Source organism: Pseudomonas rubra, assembly GCF_028656935.1.
Taxonomy (GTDB): Bacteria; Pseudomonadota; Gammaproteobacteria; order Pseudomonadales; family Pseudomonadaceae; genus Aquipseudomonas; species Aquipseudomonas rubra.
The window spans coordinates 23,362-41,086 of record NZ_JAMDGZ010000041.1 but is presented as its reverse complement, the minus strand read 5'-3'; the positions used below and the strand labels follow the sequence as shown (position 1 = coordinate 41,086).

The following is a 17,725-nucleotide window of genomic DNA, read 5'->3' as shown; positions in this document are numbered from 1 at the left end:
GGCCATGGCACATTTGTTGCAACGTGCCATGGTCTGTGAGGGCGGCGATGGTAGCCTTGGTGCAAGGCGAGAGGGTGTGTTGAGGCTGATTTCAGTGGGAGCGGGCTTGCCCCGCGATGACGGCTGCAGATTGTGTGATGGCTGCCAGGTGCTTGCCTTGAGGCTTGTGGCGCTCTTGAGATCGAGCGCCGCCCGCGCGGCGCATCGCCGGCAAGACCGGCTCCCACATTTGTTGCAACGTGCCATGGCCTGTGAGGGCGGCGTTGGTAGCCTTGGTGTAAGGCGAGAGTGTTTGTTGAGGGCGCTCATGACGCGCTCCAGGTCAGGGCAAACAGGGTTTGCCCTGGCAATTGAAAGTGGATGCGGCCTTGTTCGCAGGCAAACGGCATGGCGCGTGCCTGGTTGTCAGGGCCGAACAGGCTCAGTGCTCCTTGCGGGCAGGCTTGTTGGGTGGCAAGGCTGATGTGCTGCAGGCGTTCGCCCTTGTTCACCCCAAGCAGGCTGCGCTGCTTGCCACGGGCCATGGCCAGGGCGTCGACTTCGAAGGCATCGTTGTCCAGCGTCAGCACCTGGTCGAGCCAGTGCTGCTGGATGAACTGCTGGGCCAGGCCCACCGGTTTGAGTTCAAAACGGTCTTCGCCCAATACCCGCACCATGCCTTTGGGCCATTCGGGTTCGTCGGCGACATGGAACCAGTTGAGCATGTCGAGCAGGCCGTCCTGGGAGGCGTTGATCACCACCGAGGTCCACCACAGGGCAGCAAAATGAGTGTCCTGGTCGTAGGGGCTCAGGCTGGAGCCACTGGACAGGTTGGTCTGGTCCAGCAGCAGGGCCTTGTTCGGCCGGCCCTGGGCATCGAGGCCGACCAGTTCGGCAGCCTGGCGCACCGAGTCGCGGTAGCTGCGGGTGGCCAGCAGGTCGCGGATCATCCATTCGTGCCAGGCCAGGGCATCGATCTGCCCACCGTGCTCCTTGAGCAGGCGCCGGGCCCAGTCCAGGCCGATGCGCGCGCGGCTGTCTGCATGCAGCGGGCCGTTGACCAGGCGCGAGCTGGCCGGCACGGCAATGCGCACCCCGGCCTCACGGGCCCCGGGGAAGCGCTGCACGCGCTCGAGCATGTGCTGGAAGTAGCTGCTGAAACTTGGGTAGTCGGGGTAGAACAGGTTCGGCTCGTCGGCAAAAGCCAGGTAGTGCAAGGTGTCGCCCGGCAAGGCGCGGGTGCTGCTCAGCCAGGCGTCGAGGCCGTCGTTGCTGGTGCGGTCGGCAGCCAGCACCGATTGCCTGGCGGTACCGCCGAGCAGGGTGATGTCCTGCTTGATGCGGTAGCGCTGTTGGTAGAAGCGGCGGAAGGCGTCTTCGTAACCAGGCTTGCGCGCCAGCAGGTCGGAGAAGCTGTAGTAGCCGGCGGCCTGGGGTTGCAGGGCGTCGAGCACCGCGTAGCTGGACGGCGGCGGCAGCACATAGGGCAGGTTGACGCCCAGGCTCGGGGTCGGCCCCAAAACCCGCTCGCCCAGGCGCAAGCTGACCTGGCCCTCGGCGTTGTGCAGTGGCCCCAGGTGCTGCGCTTGCTGGGCAAACAGGTTGGCGCTGCCGTCGAGCCAGAACGCCACCTTGCCACGGCCGAGCAGGCGCAGGCGGTAGGTTTGCTCGCTGCTGGCCAGCGGCAGCGCCAGGCGGTCGAACTGCCAATAGGCCGGGTAGGGCTTGAGCGCAAGATTCAGTTGCCGGCCATCGCCCAGGCGCTGCACTTGCAGGCCGTGCACACCACCGTGGTACTTGCCGGCCAGGGTCGCCTGCTGGTTGGCCGGCACGCGAAAGTACAGCTCGACATGGGGCCCGACTTCGGCGCTGAAGTGCACCTTGGCCGGGGCGAGCAGGGCGCGGGTGCTGTCGGCATGTTCGATGCGGTAGCGGCGAAAGCTGTAGCCGGGGATTTCCAGCTGGTAGTCGTTGCTGCTCGCCGCCAGCGGCCATTGCACCTGGCCACGGGTTTCTGCGGCCGGGATCGCTCGTTCGGCCTGCAAGTGGCCCTGGCCGTCGAGCAGGTACAGGCGTTCGGCGTTGGCGTCGGCCTGCCAGGCCGGTTGCCAGCTGATCTTCAGGGTGTCGGCCTTGGCTGCTTGCAGGTACAGGCTGCCGTCGCGAATATCCGCCCACTGTAAGGGCGCCGCCTGCACCGTGGCTGTCAGCAGTAACGCGGTAAACAGCAGGCCGGGGCGCTTCATGCCGGCCGCCGTTGCAGCATCTGGCGCAGCGGCGCCAGGTCGCTGGGCAGTACCAGCAAGGTTTGCCAGAAGGCCACGCCACTGAGCTTGCAGTACAGCAACAGCATCGCCAGGGTCACCGCCAGGTAGGCGATCGAGGAGGCCGCCGCCGCGCCCACGATGCCGTAGGCCGGGATCAGCAGCACGTTGAGCAAAAGGTTCAAGGCGGCGCCCAGGCCCATCATCAGCGACACCGTGCCGGGGCGGTTTTTGCCCAGCAGGTCCAGGCGCAGGATGCTCGCGTAGCACAGGCCGAACAGCCCCGGCAGCAAGGCCAGCAAGGCCGGGTAGGCTGGTTGGTATTCGGCGCCGAACAAGGTGACGATCAGCCATTCGCCGATCAGCGCCATGCTCAGGCAGGCGCCGAGCATCACCGTGGCGGTCAGGCGCAGGGCCAGGGGGGTGAGTTTGTCCATGCCGGCGTCCTGCTGCAGCAGGCGCTTCATCAAGGGTGTGGTTACTGCTTCGGGGACGATCAGCAACAGCTCGGCGGCGGCGCTGGCCATGGCGTAATGCCCCAGTGCCGCGCTGCCGAGCATGGCGCTGATGAACAGGTAGTCCGAGCGCAGGATGACCTGCTGGAACAACAAATCCGGGTGGCTCTTGGCACTGTAGGCGAGCAGCTCGCGCTGGCCGCTGCGGTCCCAGCACAGGCGGATCGAGTGCTGGCGGCCGAGCCAGTACAAGCCCAGCAGCACCACCAGGCTCAGGCCCAGCAACCAGCTGATCAGCGCCGCTTCCAGGGCATCGTTCTGCCACATCCAGAACAGGCCGACGAACAGCAGCAGCGGCACCAGCGATTCGGTCAGGCGCAGGGCATTGAAGGCGCCAACGCCACCGGTGGCATTGTGCAGGGTCAGCAGGCCGCTCTTGAGCACGGTCAGCGGCACCGCCAGCAGCAACAGCCAGGCCAGCAGGCCGAGCTGGGTGGTCACTTCCAGTTCAGTGCCGAACTCCCGGGCCAGGGCCACGCAAATCAAGGTCAGGGCGCCGGCCACCAGGCAGCCGTAGATCAGCACCTGGCTGAGCAGCAGGCCCATGCTGCGCTGCTTGGCCGCCTGGTAGCCGACGGCGGTGTTGAGCCCGCCGCTGGTGGCGGCGCCGATCAGGTCGGGCAGGGTGCTGAGCAGGGCAAACAGGCCGCGTTCGCTGGGGCCGAGGATGCGCGCCAGCAACACGTTGCGCATCAGCCGCAGGGCGATCATCGCCAGGCGCGTGCCCATGCTCAGCAGCAGGTGGCGCAGGTAATGGCTGCGGCTCATGTGCGTCCTCCGCGGCAGATGCGCCAGGCTAACAATGACGGCCGGCTGGCATTGCGCTGGCTGACGCCGATGCGCGGCAGGGCCAGGGGGTCGTCATGGCCCTGGCAAATGCCGGCGCGGGTGCTCAGGGCAAAGGGGTAGCGGTGCGCGGCCAGGCGTTCGCGCACCCGCGCATCGTGGTCGCCGTTGGGGTAGCAGTACACCGGCAGCGGCTGCTTGCAGCCTTGTTGCAGGGCGTAATGGCTGCGGCTCAGCTCTTCTTCCAGGCGCTGGTCGTCCAGGCCCGGCAGCAGGGCATGGCTGGCACCGTGGGGGCCGAAGCTGATCAGGCCGGTGTTTTCCAGGTGGCGCACCTGGTTCCAGTCCAGGGCCTGGGGCAGCGATTCTGCCGGGCAGGTGTTGGTCAGGTGATGCAGGGCCACCGGGCTCAAGCTCTTGAGGCTTTGCAGGTACTTGGCCAGGGCCTGGCTGCGGGCGTAGGCCCGGTCGCTCATGAAGTAGGCGGCGGGCAGCGGCCTGCCGATCTTGCGCAGCTGTTCGATCAAGGCTCTGCGCGCGCTTTCGCCATGGCTGCCCCACAAGGTTTCGCCCAGGCTCTCCCACCAGAAGCGCTGGCGGCTGCCAATGTAGTCGGTGGACAGGAAGATGCTCGCCGGCACCTGGTACTGCTGCAACAGCGGGAAGGCATTGAGGGCGTTATCGCGCCAGCCGTCGTCAAAGGTCAGCGCGACCTTGGGCCGGTTGCCGCTGCGCGGTTGTTCATGGGCCTTGAGCAGGTCCATCAGGTGCACGCAGTCGAAGTGTCGGTGCAGCCAGCGCAGCAGGCGCTCGAAAGCCTGGGGGCCGACGCACAGTTCGTTGCGGTGGGGCAGGGCGGCGCTGCTGTCGTCGGCCAGGACCCGGTGCAGCATCAGGATCACCCCGGCGCCGCGCAGCTGGTTGCGGCCCTTGGGAGAGTTCAGGTACAGCCAACCGCTGGCACGCTTGATACTGGTTTTTATCGGCATGTCAGGTGCTCACCGGGTCTGGTCGGGGGTCCATTGGTTGTAGCTGTGTCCGCGCAAGAACTGCCACAGGCCGACGCTCATGCCGGCCAGGGTGACCAGCACGAAGGCGGCCAGGCGAAACGGTTTGGGCAGGCGCTGGCGGACATCCAGCAGGCCGGCAATGGCAATGGCATAACCGAGCAACTGCGCGGCCAGGCTCAGGCGATAAAAGCCGTGCTCGTCGAGCAGGCACAGGTTGGCCAGCAACAGCGGCACCAACAGTACCGGCGCCAGGCGGCGGATCAGCTTGTGGCTGATCAGGGCGATGGCATACAGGCCGTGGCGCACCGGGTTGAGCAGTTCGCGGCGGGCGGCCAGGCTAATCAGGCCACCGACGGTGACGCGCTGGCGGCGGCTGAACTGGCGGACGGCCTCGTCCACGCCCTGGTCGAGCACCTGGGCCTGGTCGACGTAGACCACGCGTTTGCCGGCCACCGGCGCGCAGGTATTGATGTAGAAGTCGTCGTTGACCCGCGCCGGGATCGGCTGATACAGCTCACGGCGCAACGCCTGCAGGGCGCCATCGGCCGACACCGTGCAGCCGGTACGGCTTTCCACCCGGCGCAGCCAGGCTTCGTAGTGGCGGTACAGGCTCTCGCCCACGCTCAGGCCCTTGCCGGCCACCGGAATGATCATCTTGCCCACCGTGCCGCCCACCTGCGGGTCGGCAAAGGGCGCCAGCAACGCGGACAGGGCGCCGTCGATCCAGTGCACGTCGGCGTCGGTGAACACCAGGATATCGCCGCTGCACTGGCTGACGGCGACGTTGAGCACGCTGTTCTTGCCCATGCGCGGCAAGTCCAGGACCTTGATGCGCGGGTCGTCGAAGGCGCGTGCCAGCGCTACTGTGCGATCAGTTGAGCCGTCGCTGGCAACGACAATCTGCAAGTGTTCGGCCGGGTAGTCCTGGGCCAGCAGGTTGCGCAGCTTGTTGTCGATGTTGCGTTCTTCGTTGTGCGCCGCCACCACCACGCTGACCCGTTGCGGGGCCAGCGACGCCGGTCGGTGCCGGGGGAACAGCGGCCCCACCAGGGTCAGCAGCAGTGGGTAGCCGAGCCAGGCATAGAAGGGCAGCAACAGGCACAACCAATAGATGAACTCAGCCACGGGCGGGCCTCCTTGCATTCCAGTTGAACAGGCTGAGCACGAAGGCGGCGCCGGCCAGGTGCAGGCGGATCCAGTGCAGGCCCCAGAGTTGCAGGACGAACAGCAGGTCGCGGTGTTTCAAACTCTGGCGCAGGCTCAGGGCCAGGGCCGGCAGGCTTGTGACAAACAGCAGCAACACGGCCAGGTGCGGAAAACCGTCGAGCAAGGCCGACAAGGCCAGGGCATCGAGCCCCCAGGCGCCCAGCGAGAGCATGGGAAAGCGCAGCAGACGCAGGCTCGGGCCATTGCTGCGCAGCAGTTGCAGGTTGCTGCCCTGGCGCCACAGCTCTTTGCCCAGCCATTCGCTCCAGCTGCCTTCGAAGCCCCAGTGCAACACCACTGGTGAGCGCAGGGCCAGCAAGCGCGCGCCGGCCTTGTTCAGGTGCCAGGTAAAGTCCTTGTCTTCGCCGGTGCGCAGGGTTTCGTTGAAGCCGCCGACCAGGTCGAACCAGTGGCGCTGCATCAACAGGTTGGGGGTTGGCAGCCACTGCATGGCGTGCAGTTCCGGCACACCGGCGCGCAGCGTGCGCCGTTGCCAGGCGCGGGCGAACCAGGGCGCCTGGCGCGGGGTATCGCAGTCCAGGGCAAAGACATCGCCACGGCCCTCGGCGTGCAGGTCGAGCAGCAGGCTCAACCAGTGTTCGGGGACTTCGATGTCGGCATCCAGAAACGCCAGCCACTCGCCGCAGCTGGCCTGTACGCCACGGTTGCGCAGGGCGCCGATGGTCAGCCCGGGCAGGCTCAGCACCTGGGCACCGAGGCTGCGGGCGATCTGCGGGCCGTCGTCGCTGGAGCCGTTGTCGACCACGATCAATTCGCACTCAAGGCCGGCATCGGCGGCGGCGTTCATGGCCGACTGCAGGGTGCGGGCAATGTGCCGGGCTTCGTTGAACATCGGTACCACGACACTGACCTTCATGCCTTCACCTGCGCAAGGCGTGCCTGTTCGGCTTTAAGGCGCAGCACACTGGACAGCGCCAGCATGATCCATAGGTATTTATGGTTGGGCGCACTCAAGAACATCAGGAACAGGCTGATGGCGAGCATGCTCATGCACAGGTGGGTGAGCAGGTCGGCCTGCTGTTGATTACCCTGTTGCAACCACAGGCGCCGGGCGTACCAGACGTTGTACAGCGCCAGCAGCACCAGGCTGACGAACAGGATGCCGGCCGGTACGCCGACTTCGCTGAAGATCTCCAGGTAGGTGTTGTGCGCCCGGCGGTACAGGTCGCCGACCTTGCGGTTGGCTGAAAACGCCTTGGCGTAGCCGGTGGTGGCGTAGTGCAGGGGGAAGGTGCCGGGGCCGGTGCCGAGCACCGGGTGCTCGCGGATCATCTTGCTGCCCACCACGATGTACGAGGAACGCCGGCCCAGGGAGTCGTCCTTGAAGGCGTTGACCCCGGACTTGAGCAACGCCAGGGACTGGATGCGCGCCACGTAGCTTTCCGGCATCAGCGCCACCAGGGTTGGCAGCAGGATCGCAAGGCCGAGCATGGCAAAGCCCAGGTGCCGGGGACGCAGGTGGGCAACCTGGGTGCGGTAGTGCACCAGCACGATGCCCAGGCTGATCAGCAGCACCACCAGGCCCGAGCGCGAGTTGGTCTTGGTCATGCCCGCCAGCAACAGGATGCAGCAGGCAATCCAGAACAGCTTGTAGGCCCGCTTGGGGCTGTTGAACACCAGCCACAGCGCCATCGGCACGGCGATGGCGATGAGCATGGCAAATACGTTGGGGTCTTCCAGCAGGCCGGCGGCGCGGCCCTCGTCCTGGTACTTGGTCGAGAGCATGGCCATGATGCAGGTCAGGCTGACGCTCAGGGTCACCAGCCGGCACATCATCGGCAGGTTGAGCTCGCGGCCGATCAACAGAGTGATGCCGAACAGCAGCAAGCCCACCGCCAGTTCACGAAAATGCCCCAGGGACATTTCGCTGCTGTCGCTGGCCAGAAAACTGAGCAGGTACAGGGCCAGAAAGCCCAGCAGCAGTGGCCACATCGAACTGCGCAGGCGCTCGCCGGGCAACTGCTTGACCGCCAGTTGCAGCAGCAGTACCAGAGCCAGGGCCGCGCCGATCAGTTTGGTTGCGGTCAGTTCGCTGTCCTTGAACAGGCCTTCGAGCGGCACCAGGGTGATGATCGCCATCAGCCCCCAGGCTGGGCGCTTGTACAGGGCCAGCAGGCCGGCCAGGCCGATCACCGCGCCGGGGGCCAGGAACGGGTAGGGGCTTGCCAGCAGGGCCAGGCTGAACAACGCCACCAGGCCGATCAGCGACAGGGGAATGATCATGCGCAGGTCTCCTTGGCCGCGCCCAGGTAGACCCGGGCCCAGCGTTGTGCCAGCGTCGGCAGGTGATAACGTTCGCGTTGGGTGCGCCGGGCCTGGGCGATCAGCTCGGCGGCCTGGGCTGGGTCGAGCATCAGCGCTTCGAGCTGCGCGGCCAGCTCAGCCACCATCAGGGGCTGGGCCAACAGGCCGCTGCGTCCGTGTTCGATCACATCCGGAATACCGCCGACGGCAAAGGCCACCACCGGCACGCCATCTTGCATGGCTTCGAGCAGGATCATCGGCGTGCCTTCGGTGCGCGAGCTGATCACCAGCGCATCCAGGCGCGCCATCCACGTACGCATGTCGGCTTGAAAACCTGGCAGGCGAATGCGCTGGGTCAGGCCGGCGGCATCGATGCGAGCCTGCAACACGTCGCGTTCCGGGCCTTCGCCGAGCATCACTGCATCTAGCTGGGGATGACGCTGGCACAGCGGGATCAAGGTATCGAGAAACAGGTCCGGGCCTTTCTCACTGCTTAAACGCCCGACATAACCGGCCAGCCAGCGGCCATCGCCATGAGGGCGCGCGGGCAGGGTATCGGCCTCCGGCAAGCCGTTGGGGATCACCTGCAACTTGTGCTCGACGACCCCGGCCTGGCGGTGGATGCGCTTGATGCTCTCGGCCACGCAGATCACCCGCTCGATGGTGCCGGTGCGGCACAGTTGCAGGCTGATCCAGGTGTACAGCCGCTGTTTGCGGCTGCTGGGGGTAAAGCCGTGCTGGGTGGCGACCATCGGCAGGCGCCACAAACGGGCGCCCAGCCAGCCCAACACCAGGCCCTTGAAGTTATGGCTGTTGATCAGCGGCTGCTGGTCGTGGTGCTTGCGCAACTGGCCCAGCAGCTCGCCGACACTGTCGCAGTTTTCACAGGCCACGCCGGCGGCGCGAAAGCGCGCCAGCAGTGGCTGCGGGGCGCCGAGGAACAGCACCCGGTGCTGCCCTGGCGTGGCCTGGCAGTGGTCCAGCAGCATCCGCTCGGCGCCGTAGAAGCCGCCACTGCTGAGCAGGTGCAGGATCGGCCGTGGCGGCTGTTGGGTTGCGTTCAATTGCGCACCCAGTGCACCAGCCGCGGCAGCGACCAGCCCTTGTAGGGGTTGGGGGTTTCCGGGGTCAGGTCGTTGATCACCAGCAGCACCGGCAGGTCGAGCTGATGAGTAATCTGCGCCGGGTGCTTGAAGCGCCGGTCGAAGAACTCTTTGACGTAGACCAGGGCAATGGCCAGGAGCAAGCCGGTGAGCATGCCGAACGGTACGATCAGCAGCGGCTTGGGAAACGCAGCCTCGGCCGGCTCGTAGGGCGCGCTGAGGATCCGTGCATTGGACAGCCCGGCCAGCAGGTCGGCGCCGCGCGATTCTTCGTAGCGCTGGGTGTAGGTGAAGTAGGCCTTGTGCAGGGCGTCGATCTCGGTGTCGAGCTGGCGCGCCTTGCTCTGGGTTTCCTGCAACTGGTGCACACGGCCTTTGAAGTCGGCGATGCGCTGGGTTTTCTGGGCAATCACGCCCTGCACCACGGACAGGTCTTTCTCGCGCTCCTTGATGCGGTTGGCGACGATCTTGAGGAACTGCTGGCGGGTCTTGGCGATCTGTTCGCGCTGCAGCAGCATCTGCTCGCTGCCCGGCTGGAACACCGCCAGGTCGCTGACGTAGGTCAGCACCAGGGTGGTCAGCTGTTCACCCAACTGCTTGATCTCGCGGTCTTCGAACGCCACTTTGTCGACGGTGGTGGTGAAGGTGTAGGGGAAGGCGAAATCGCGCATATTGGCGTTGCTCGCCGCGGCCAGGCTGGTTTTCAGGTAGTCCAGCCATTGCTGGCTTTGCAGCAGGCGGTCGCGGTACTGGTTGAGCGCCTGTTCTTCGGTGTTGATGGCGTTGAGGCGGAAGGTGATCTCTTCTTTGGGGTCCGAGGAGCCGATGCTTTCGAGCATGCCCAGGCGCTTGCCTTCCAGGTCATCCATGCGCACCTGGTACTGCATTTTCTTCTGCTCGTAGAACTGCTCGGGCAGCTCGTTGGACTGCAGGCTCTGGCGGTTGCGCAGGTAGTTGTCGAGCAGGCGGCTGACGAACAGGGTGCCCAGTTTCGGGTCAGGGAAGCTGTAGGTCACCGAGACCACGTTGGAGCCGGGCAGGGTCTCGACCTTCAGGTCCTTGATGGCGTCGTCGGTCAGTGCATCGAGCTGGGTGTCGCGCACCGGGTCGACCTCAAGGCCGAACAAGGTGCGTACGGGGTTGACCACATGCTCGCGCAGCGGGTTGATGATCATCGTGCGCAGGGGCCCGGTGACCAGCCGCTGCATCAGGCTGGGCGGCACTTCGTACTGGCCTTCTTCGCGCAGCTGGCTGATGGTTTCGCGAATCAGCGTTGGCGAGCGCAGGATATTGCTCTCGGTTTCCATGTCGGCCAGCGACGGCGGGATGAACTTGTCGGTCTCCTGGGCCAGGGTGGTGTTGGTGTCGCTCTGGGAGAGTTTTTTCGACTGCACGATCACCTCGGCGGTGATGTCGAAACTCTGCTTGAGCACCAAAGGCAACAGCAAGGCGATCACTGCGAAGACCAGGAACACCCGTTTGACCAACTGGCGGTTGGCAAAGAAGATCCTGAAGAACTCATGCAGGTAGTTTTCTTTTGTATTCATGCTCGGATACCCGCCTGGAATTAGTTGTTGTCGCTGTCTTTGTTGTCAACGCGATAACCGAAGCTGAAACCGACCCCCTGGAACAGCACCACGTCGGCCAGTTGCCGGGCCAGGTCGCCGGCGCTGGCAAGCTTGGTCTTGGGCACGTAGAGCATGTCGTCCGGTTGCAGGTAGGCGACTTGTGCGGCGCTGGCATCCAGGGCCTTGTCGACGTTGTAGGGCACCGCCTGGACCTGGTTGCCGTTGCGCCGCATGATCACCACCGAGTCGAGCCGCGCCTTGACGTTCGGGCCACGGGCCAGGGTCAGGGCTTCGAGCACCGACACCGGCCGGCGGATCGGGTAGGCGCCGGGCTGGCCGACTTCACCCAGCACATAGATCTCGTTGACCGCGGTGGACTTGAGCATCACGTCCACGGTCATCCGCCCGGGCAGGTCGGCGTAGCGTTTGTTCAGGTAGGTCTGCAGCTGGGTCACGGTCATGCCTTGCAGCGGCACGGTGCCAATTTCCGGGAAGCTGGCCTGGCCGTCGCTGCCCACGGTGATCTCGCGGCTCATGCCGGTGGCCGGGTGGTTGAGGGCGCTCTTGAGGTTCTGCTCGTTGGTCAGCGGGCTGATCACCTGCACGGTGACGTTGTCACGCCCCGGCTGGAACAGGCGCTTGTTGCGGTAGGCCTGCTGGATGGTGCGGCGAGCCTCGTCCGGGGTTTGCCCTGCGACGTTCACCGAGGTGTTGGCCCGTGGCAGTTCGATGGTGCCATCCGGCAGCACCAGCTGGTTGCCATTGAGCGAACTGGCGGCCGGGAAGGCCAGGCCCACGGTGTCGCCGGACTGAATACGGTACGACGCCGAGCCGCTGGTGCTGATGTGGAAGATCACATCGAGCACGTCCTGCGGGCGCAGCACCTGCTCGCTGCGCGGCAGCTCCGCATCCTGGGCATTGGCGGGGTTGGCAGTCATGATCTGCACCGGCATCTGCCGGGTGTCCTGATTGGCGCAGCCGGCCAGGGTCAGCAGGCACAGCGCGAACGTCGTGTATTTCATGTGAGGCTCCTTGGCTGCTGGCCTAAAGGTTGTTGTACAGCCACTTGGGCATGTAGTACTTGCGCTTGTTGAACACGCTGCCAATCAGTTTTGCCCCGGCCTGGTCCAGGCGTTGCTTGGCCGCCTGGGCCACTTCCCAGCGGGTTTCCTCGGCGCGCACCACCAGGATCACACCGTCGACCAGGGGGCTGATGATCAGGCTGTCGGCGCTGGCGTAAACGGCTTCGCCATCGACCACCACAAAGCGGTAGTGGTCGCTCATGTGCTTGAGCAGTACCCGCAGCAGGTCGGGGTTGAGGCGCTGCTTGCCGCGCTTGTAAGTACCGGCCGGCAGCACGTCGAACGGCTGGTCGGACAGGCGCACGATGCAGTCTTGCATCAGCGGCGGGGTGTCCTGGTCGAACATCAGGTCGCTGAAGCCGCGCAACTTGTGCAGGCTCAACTGCTGGCTGAGGTTGTTGCCGCTGGGGCTGCTGTCCACCAACAGGACCGGGCCGCCGCTCATCAGCGCCAACTGGCTGGCGAAGGCCAGGGCGCTGGTGCTGGTGCCGCTGCCGGTGTTGGCGGCGGTCAGCAACAGCACGCGCTGCTCTTCGTCGAGCACCGTGGACGTAAGGTTGGTTTCGCTCGGGGTGGCGATGGTCAGACTTCTTGAAGTAGAACCGTCCATTCAACTTGCTCCGTGGCCGCTGAAGACTTTGAAGGGAGTCTTGAAGAGGATCTTCAGATCCAGCAACAAGCTCTGTTCGTTGATGTAGCTCAGGTCCAGTTCGACTCGCTGGTCGAAGTCTATGTCGCTGCGTCCGGAGATCTGCCACAGGCCGGTCATGCCGGGGTAGATGCTCAGGCGGGCGAGGTGGTTGTCCTTGTAGCGGTAAGCGTTGAACGAGGTGGGGCGAGGACCGACCAGGCGCATGTCGCCGAGCACCACGTTGAACAGGTTGGGTAACTCGTCCAGGCTGCTGCGCCGCAGCCAATGGCCGATCGGGGTGACGCGCGGGTCCTTGTCGATCTTGAAATCGATGGCATCGGCGCCGTGTTTGTTCAGGTGGCGCACCGACTCCTTCAAGGCCTCGGCGTTGGCGACCATGGTGCGGAACTTGTACATGCCAAAGGTGCGGCCGCGGTAGCCGGTGCGTTTTTGCACGAAGAACACCGGGCCCGGGCTGCTGAACTTGACCACCGCGGCCACGCCCAGCAGCAGCGGCGAGATGATCAGCAGGATGCACAGGGCGCCGAAGCAGGCCACCGCCCGGTTGGTGCGCGAGAGGGTCCAGGGCCGCCCGCCGGCGCGACCGGTCAGCCAGCCACGGCCTTGCATGTGAATCGCCGCGTCGATGCGCTGGCGATGCGCGGGGTCCATGCGCTTGTCTTGGTACAGTGCCTGCAGTTGCGCACTTTTAGGTTGTCCTGTCATACCGTTCTCCGTTGAGGCGCGGGCATTTGCCCGTTGACCCGCACCGCGTCCCGGTCAAGTTGCGGGTAGTACTGATGAAACCAGGCAATAAAACGCCCGAGCCCTTCATCCAGTGAAACCTGGGGGGTGAAGCCGGTGACCTGTTCCAGCGCGCTGGCATCGGCGCAGGTGGCCAGCACATCGCCCGGTTGCAGTGGCAGCAGCTCGATCTCGGCTTTGCGTTGGAGGTGTTTTTCCAGCAGTGCAACGTAATCGGTCAGCTCCACCGGGCGCTGGCCGCCGATGTTGAACAGCCGCCACGGCGCGTGGCTGCTGGCGGCGTCCGGCTGAGTTCGGTCCCAGCCTGGGTTGGCCTGGGGTGCCAGGGGAATCAGCCGCACCAGGCTTTCGACGATGTCGTCGATGTAGGTGAAGTCGCGCTGGTGCTGGCCGTAATTGAACAGCTGGATCGGCCGGCCCTCGGCAATCGCCCGGGCGAACTGGATCGGCGACATGTCCGGGCGGCCCCAGGGGCCGTACACGGTGAAAAAACGCAGGCCGCTGGCGGGGATGCCAAACAGGTGGCTGTAGCTGTGGGCCATGGCCTCGTTGGCTTTTTTGGTGGCGGCGTACAGCGACAGTGGATGGTCGACGGCATCCTCGACCCGGTACGGGGTGTGCTGGTTGGCGCCGTACACCGAGCTCGACGAGGCATACAGCAGGTGCTGCACCGGGTGGCGGCGACAGCCTTCGAGAATGTTCAAAAAGCCGCTGAGGTTGCTGTCGATATAGGCCCGTGGGTTTTCCAGCGAGTAGCGCACCCCCGCTTGCGCGGCCAGGTGGATCACCACCTCGGGCTGCTCGCTGGCGAACAGCTCGGCCATGCCGGCGGCATCGTTCAGGTCCAGGCGGTAGAGGGTGAACGGACCACCTTCAGCTTCTATCCAGCGTACCCGCGCTTCTTTGAGCGCCGGGTCGTAATAGCTATTGAAGTTGTCCAGGCCGATCACCTGGTGGCCCTCGCGCAATAAGCGCAAGCTGCAGTGAGCACCGATGAAACCGGCGGCGCCGGTGACCAGGATCTTCATGGCGCCGGGTCCTCCGGCTGGACCTGGCGCAGGCCGATGCCGCTGTAGCTCAGGCCGAAGGTTGCCACCTGGTCGGGGTTGTAGAGGTTGCGTCCGTCAATGATCAGGCGGCTGCGCAGTTTTTTGGCCAGCAAGGCGAAGTCGACCACGCGAAAGTTCTTCCACTCGGTGCAGATCACCAGGGCGTCGGCGTCTTCCAGGGTGTCGTCGCGGGTGGCGCACAGTTGCAAGTCTTGACGGTAGCCATAGAGGCGCCGGCACTCGGCCATGGCCTCCGGATCGAAGGCACAGACCTTTGCGCCTTCGGCCCACAGCGCTTCCATCAGGTAGCGGCTGGGCGCTTCGCGCATGTCGTCGGTGTTGGGCTTGAAGGCCAGGCCCCAGATGGCGATGGACTTGCCGGCAAGGCTCCCAGGCAGGCGCTGCTTGAGCTTGTTGAAGAGAATCTGGCGCTGGGCGTCGTTGACTTCACTGACGCTTTGCAGCAAACGCAGCGGCATGCCGCTGTGTTCGGCGGTGTGCAACAGGGCGCGCAGGTCCTTGGGGAAGCACGAGCCGCCAAAGCCGCAACCGGGGTAGATGAAGTGGTAGCCGATGCGCGGGTCGGAGCCGATGCCCTTGCGCACCGCTTCGATATCAGCGCCCAGGTGTTCGGTAAGGTTGGCCAGTTCGTTCATGAAGCTGATGCGCGTGGCGAGCATGGCATTGGCGGCGTACTTGGTCAGTTCGGCGCTGCGGTTGTCCATGAACATGAGCTTTTCATGGTTGCGGCAGAACGGCGCGTAGAGCTCGGCAAGCTGGTCGTGGGCCTGGGCATCGAGGGTGCCGACGATGATCCGGTCCGGGCGCATGCAGTCTGCCAGGGCGCTGCCTTCCTTGAGGAACTCGGGGTTGGACACTACCCGGACCTTGAGCGCGGTCTTGCCCAGGCGGTCGAGCTCTTCGCGTGCCAGCGCCGCCACCTTGTCGGCGGTGCCCACCGGCACCGTGGATTTGATGATCAGGGTACGATCGGCGTCCATCAGTTCAGCAATTTGCCGGGTCACGCCCAGCACATGGGAGAGGTCGGCCGAGCCGTCTTCGTCCGGTGGGGTGCCGACGGCAATGAAAATCAGCTCGGCATGGGCAACCGCGTCGCTGGCCTGGGTGCTGAACAGCAGGCGCGCTTCCTTGATGTTTTCTTCGAGCATGCCGGACAGGCCAGGTTCGCTGATCGGCGGTACGCCCTGACGCAGTTGACTGATCTTGTGCGCATCGACATCGACGCACAAAACCCGGTGACCTACGTCTGCGAGGGCCGCAGCTTGCACAAGACCGACATAGCCGGTGCCAAATACGCTCACGTCCATGTCGGCTCGCCTCGTATGGAGTAAGGAGGATGAAACAGTGGTGTGATTTGGGTATAGCCCAACGGCGGCAAGCCGTGTCAATGAAATGGCATGTTTCGTCGGATTTACACTCATTACGATTTTGGCTTTTTGCCATCAAGCCGTTCTAAATCCGTGAGTTAGCTTGTGCAGGCACTGGCCAATTGCCGCATGGCAAAACGATGAACGGTCACAGGCCCTATTAAACAAGGCGTTTACCGATATGACCGTTTCACAATTGCAACGATTTCGCGTTATTTGAACTGTCAGATTTGGCGCCGATAAATAGGTCATAATATTGACGCTGTTCCGGTTTGCGCTTTGTTAGCGGCCTGCTAACGTGTCAATGTCCGAGTTACTTGCAGGGTGTTGCGCGGGGGAGTGATGCACAGATACTTCAAGGAATTGCTGCTCGCGCTGTACCTGTTGAGCAACTACCCGTACTACCTGGAGCGCTTCCAGGCCATCGGCCTGAGCCCGGCATTACTGCTGTACGTCGGTGTGCTGGTACTGCTGGTGCTGGCCTTGCTGCTGTGTGCGAATATTCGCCAGGGCTGGCTGCGCTGGGGGTTTGCCCTGGTGTTCAGTACAAGCGCGGTATTCTTCGATGCCTACACGCGCATCACCGCCGACTACCTGACCTACAGCGGCTTTATCTCGATGGTCTATTCCGGCGGCTTTATCGGTGAAGCCCTGGAGCAGTACCACAGCGTCATCCTCCAGGTGTTGGGCCGCACAGTGCTGTTGTTGCTGGGCCTGGGGTTGCGGCCTCGGCACGGGCTAAAAGCACCGGGTTTTGTGCCCTGGGCCGCGCCGCTGCTGGGTATCGCCTTGCTCACGGCCATCTTGTTTGTGCGTGCGGGCGAGGGCGCCCGCGGCCTGCCGATCATGTTCACGCCGCTGGCCTATGCCAACCTGATGCTCTACGAGTCCTTGCACGACAGCGTCGGTCCGCGCGAACCAGTGACCCTGGCGCGCAACGGCCCGGCCCTGGCCCGGGACATCGTGCTGATCATCGATGAAAGCGTCTCGGGCAATTACCTGGACCTGAACACCGCCCACGGCGTGCGCAGCCAGCTCAACCAGGCGCGGCCCGGGGTCGACATTTTCAATTATGGCTATGCTGCCTCCATCGCCAACTGCAGCGCCGACACCAACGTCACCCTGCGTTATGGCGGCACCCGCGAAGACTATCTGCGCATCAACTCGACCTTGCCGTCGATCTGGCAATACGCCAAGGCGGCGGGGCTGGGTACCGTGTACATCGACGCCCAGCGCACCGGCGGCAATCTGCAGAACCTGATGAACGCAGCCGAGCTGCGCGACATCGATCAGTTCATCCAGTTTGACAGCACCCCGGTGCGCGACCGCGACATGGCCGCTGCCAGCACGCTCATCGCGCTGCTGGCTGACGGCAAGCCACAGTTGATCGTGGTCAACAAGGTCGGCGTGCATTTTCCGGTGCACGACAAGTACCCCGACGACTTCATGACCTATCGCCCGGCCTTGCCGCGCGGGCAGTATGCCGACATCACCGACACCGGACGGCGTGATGGTTTTGCCGGGCAGCCCGAAGACTGGGTGCTGTACCGCAACTCGTACATGAACAGCCTGCTGTGGAATGTCGGCGAGTTCTTCAACCGCCTGTTCGCCAAGGCCGACCTCAGCCAGGCGGTGCTGATCTACACCTCCGACCACGGCCAGGACCTGCACGAGCGCGGCAACCCCGGGTTGAACACCCATTGCGACAGCAACCCGGTCGAGGAGGAGGGCCTGGTGCCGTTGGTGGTGATCCAGGGCCAGGGCCTGCGCACCCTCGACTGGCAGGTGCAACTGGCGGCCAACAAAGACCGCTCCAGCCACTACAACATCTTCCCGACCCTGCTGCAGTTGCTCGGTTACGACCCCGCCGGGATTACTCCGGTGTACGGGCGGTCGCTGGTGGTGCCGACTAAGGATGACTTCAGCTTCAACACCCGCTTCAATGCGCGGCTGGGGGCAAAACCGGTGTTCAAGCGCATCGACCTGAGCCAGGTGGTTACCCCGGGCGAGCCACAGGCACAGATGCCGATAGGCAAGGCGGACTGACGCGCAGTAGGTAGTTATATAGCGCCAACCACCAAGGTTTCGGCCGTTAGCTGTGGGTCCATTCACCC

General features: G+C 64.5%; 14 protein-coding genes. 1 reads left to right on the top strand and 13 read right to left on the bottom strand.

Annotation, left to right across the window (positions count from 1 at the left end):
• Positions 1-305 precede the first annotated feature (305 nt).
• The 13 genes from M5G17_RS18305 to M5G17_RS18245 are packed head-to-tail and all read right to left on the bottom strand — an operon-like array spanning position 306 to position 15,551.
• Complete coding sequence (locus M5G17_RS18305; protein ID WP_273894330.1) at positions 306-2,225, bottom strand: hypothetical protein; 1,920 nt, start codon at positions 2,223-2,225, stop codon at positions 306-308.
• The gene (locus M5G17_RS18300; protein WP_273894329.1) at positions 2,222-3,526 is read right to left on the bottom strand and encodes a lipopolysaccharide biosynthesis protein; all 1,305 of its coding nucleotides are present in this window, start codon (positions 3,524-3,526) and stop codon (positions 2,222-2,224) included. Before M5G17_RS18300 ends, M5G17_RS18305 begins: the two co-directional genes overlap by 4 nt.
• Positions 3,523-4,533 carry a polysaccharide deacetylase family protein gene (locus tag M5G17_RS18295; protein WP_273894328.1) on the bottom strand — a complete coding sequence of 337 codons (1,011 nt, stop codon included), beginning with the start codon at positions 4,531-4,533 and terminating at the stop codon, positions 3,523-3,525. The genes M5G17_RS18300 and M5G17_RS18295 overlap by 4 nt, the downstream gene beginning before the upstream one ends.
• Before the next feature lie 9 nt (positions 4,534-4,542).
• The gene (locus M5G17_RS18290; protein ID WP_273894327.1) at positions 4,543-5,679 is read right to left on the bottom strand and encodes a glycosyltransferase family 2 protein; all 1,137 of its coding nucleotides are present in this window, start codon (positions 5,677-5,679) and stop codon (positions 4,543-4,545) included.
• Entirely contained in the window at positions 5,672-6,637 is a 966-nt protein-coding gene (locus tag M5G17_RS18285; protein WP_273894326.1) for a glycosyltransferase family 2 protein, read from the bottom strand. The genes M5G17_RS18290 and M5G17_RS18285 overlap by 8 nt, the downstream gene beginning before the upstream one ends.
• Positions 6,634-8,004: an O-antigen ligase family protein gene (locus tag M5G17_RS18280; protein WP_273894325.1), complete on the bottom strand. Its 1,371-nt coding sequence runs from the start codon at positions 8,002-8,004 to the stop codon at positions 6,634-6,636. The genes M5G17_RS18285 and M5G17_RS18280 overlap by 4 nt, the downstream gene beginning before the upstream one ends.
• The gene (locus tag M5G17_RS18275) at positions 8,001-9,089 is read right to left on the bottom strand and encodes a glycosyltransferase family 4 protein (RefSeq protein ID WP_420793399.1); all 1,089 of its coding nucleotides are present in this window, start codon (positions 9,087-9,089) and stop codon (positions 8,001-8,003) included. The genes M5G17_RS18280 and M5G17_RS18275 overlap by 4 nt, the downstream gene beginning before the upstream one ends.
• Positions 9,086-10,675, bottom strand: a complete 1,590-nt coding sequence (locus tag M5G17_RS18270; protein WP_273894324.1) for a GumC family protein — start codon at positions 10,673-10,675, stop codon at positions 9,086-9,088. Before M5G17_RS18270 ends, M5G17_RS18275 begins: the two co-directional genes overlap by 4 nt.
• Positions 10,676-10,695: 20 nt before the next feature.
• Positions 10,696-11,718: a polysaccharide biosynthesis/export family protein gene (locus M5G17_RS18265; RefSeq protein WP_273894323.1), complete on the bottom strand. Its 1,023-nt coding sequence runs from the start codon at positions 11,716-11,718 to the stop codon at positions 10,696-10,698.
• A 22-nt stretch (positions 11,719-11,740) separates the two neighbouring features.
• Positions 11,741-12,388 (bottom strand): CpsD/CapB family tyrosine-protein kinase, encoded by a 648-nt coding sequence (locus M5G17_RS18260; RefSeq protein ID WP_273894322.1) that lies wholly within the window; start codon positions 12,386-12,388, stop codon positions 11,741-11,743.
• Positions 12,389-13,135, bottom strand: a complete 747-nt coding sequence (locus tag M5G17_RS18255; protein WP_273894321.1) for a sugar transferase — start codon at positions 13,133-13,135, stop codon at positions 12,389-12,391.
• Complete coding sequence (locus M5G17_RS18250; RefSeq protein WP_273894320.1) at positions 13,132-14,202, bottom strand: NAD-dependent epimerase; 1,071 nt, start codon at positions 14,200-14,202, stop codon at positions 13,132-13,134. The genes M5G17_RS18255 and M5G17_RS18250 overlap by 4 nt, the downstream gene beginning before the upstream one ends.
• A complete protein-coding gene (locus M5G17_RS18245) occupies positions 14,199-15,551 on the bottom strand; it encodes a UDP-glucose dehydrogenase family protein (RefSeq protein WP_273894319.1) in 1,353 nt (450 codons plus the stop codon). The genes M5G17_RS18250 and M5G17_RS18245 overlap by 4 nt, the downstream gene beginning before the upstream one ends.
• Before the next feature lie 402 nt (positions 15,552-15,953).
• Here M5G17_RS18245 and M5G17_RS18240 point away from each other — a divergent pair, with 402 nt between their 5' ends.
• Positions 15,954-17,657, top strand: a complete 1,704-nt coding sequence (locus M5G17_RS18240) for a sulfatase-like hydrolase/transferase (RefSeq protein ID WP_273894318.1) — start codon at positions 15,954-15,956, stop codon at positions 17,655-17,657.
• The last annotated feature ends 68 nt before the right edge of the window (positions 17,658-17,725 follow it).

Excerpts from the sequence above, each read along its gene's own strand:
- M5G17_RS18305 (WP_273894330.1), bottom strand. The coding sequence starts at position 2,225 with ATGAAGCGCCCCGGCCTGCTGTTTACCGCGTTACTGCTGACAGCCACG.
- M5G17_RS18300 (WP_273894329.1), bottom strand. The coding sequence starts at position 3,526 with ATGAGCCGCAGCCATTACCTGCGCCACCTGCTGCTGAGCATGGGCACG.
- M5G17_RS18295 (WP_273894328.1), bottom strand. The coding sequence starts at position 4,533 with ATGCCGATAAAAACCAGTATCAAGCGTGCCAGCGGTTGGCTGTACCTG.
- M5G17_RS18285 (WP_273894326.1), bottom strand. The coding sequence starts at position 6,637 with ATGAAGGTCAGTGTCGTGGTACCGATGTTCAACGAAGCCCGGCACATT.
- M5G17_RS18280 (WP_273894325.1), bottom strand. The coding sequence starts at position 8,004 with ATGATCATTCCCCTGTCGCTGATCGGCCTGGTGGCGTTGTTCAGCCTG.
- M5G17_RS18270 (WP_273894324.1), bottom strand. The coding sequence starts at position 10,675 with ATGAATACAAAAGAAAACTACCTGCATGAGTTCTTCAGGATCTTCTTT.
- M5G17_RS18265 (WP_273894323.1), bottom strand. The coding sequence starts at position 11,718 with ATGAAATACACGACGTTCGCGCTGTGCCTGCTGACCCTGGCCGGCTGC.
- M5G17_RS18260 (WP_273894322.1), bottom strand. The coding sequence starts at position 12,388 with ATGGACGGTTCTACTTCAAGAAGTCTGACCATCGCCACCCCGAGCGAA.
- M5G17_RS18255 (WP_273894321.1), bottom strand. The coding sequence starts at position 13,135 with ATGACAGGACAACCTAAAAGTGCGCAACTGCAGGCACTGTACCAAGAC.
- M5G17_RS18250 (WP_273894320.1), bottom strand. The coding sequence starts at position 14,202 with ATGAAGATCCTGGTCACCGGCGCCGCCGGTTTCATCGGTGCTCACTGC.
- M5G17_RS18245 (WP_273894319.1), bottom strand. The coding sequence starts at position 15,551 with ATGGACGTGAGCGTATTTGGCACCGGCTATGTCGGTCTTGTGCAAGCT.
- M5G17_RS18240 (WP_273894318.1), top strand. The coding sequence starts at position 15,954 with ATGCACAGATACTTCAAGGAATTGCTGCTCGCGCTGTACCTGTTGAGC.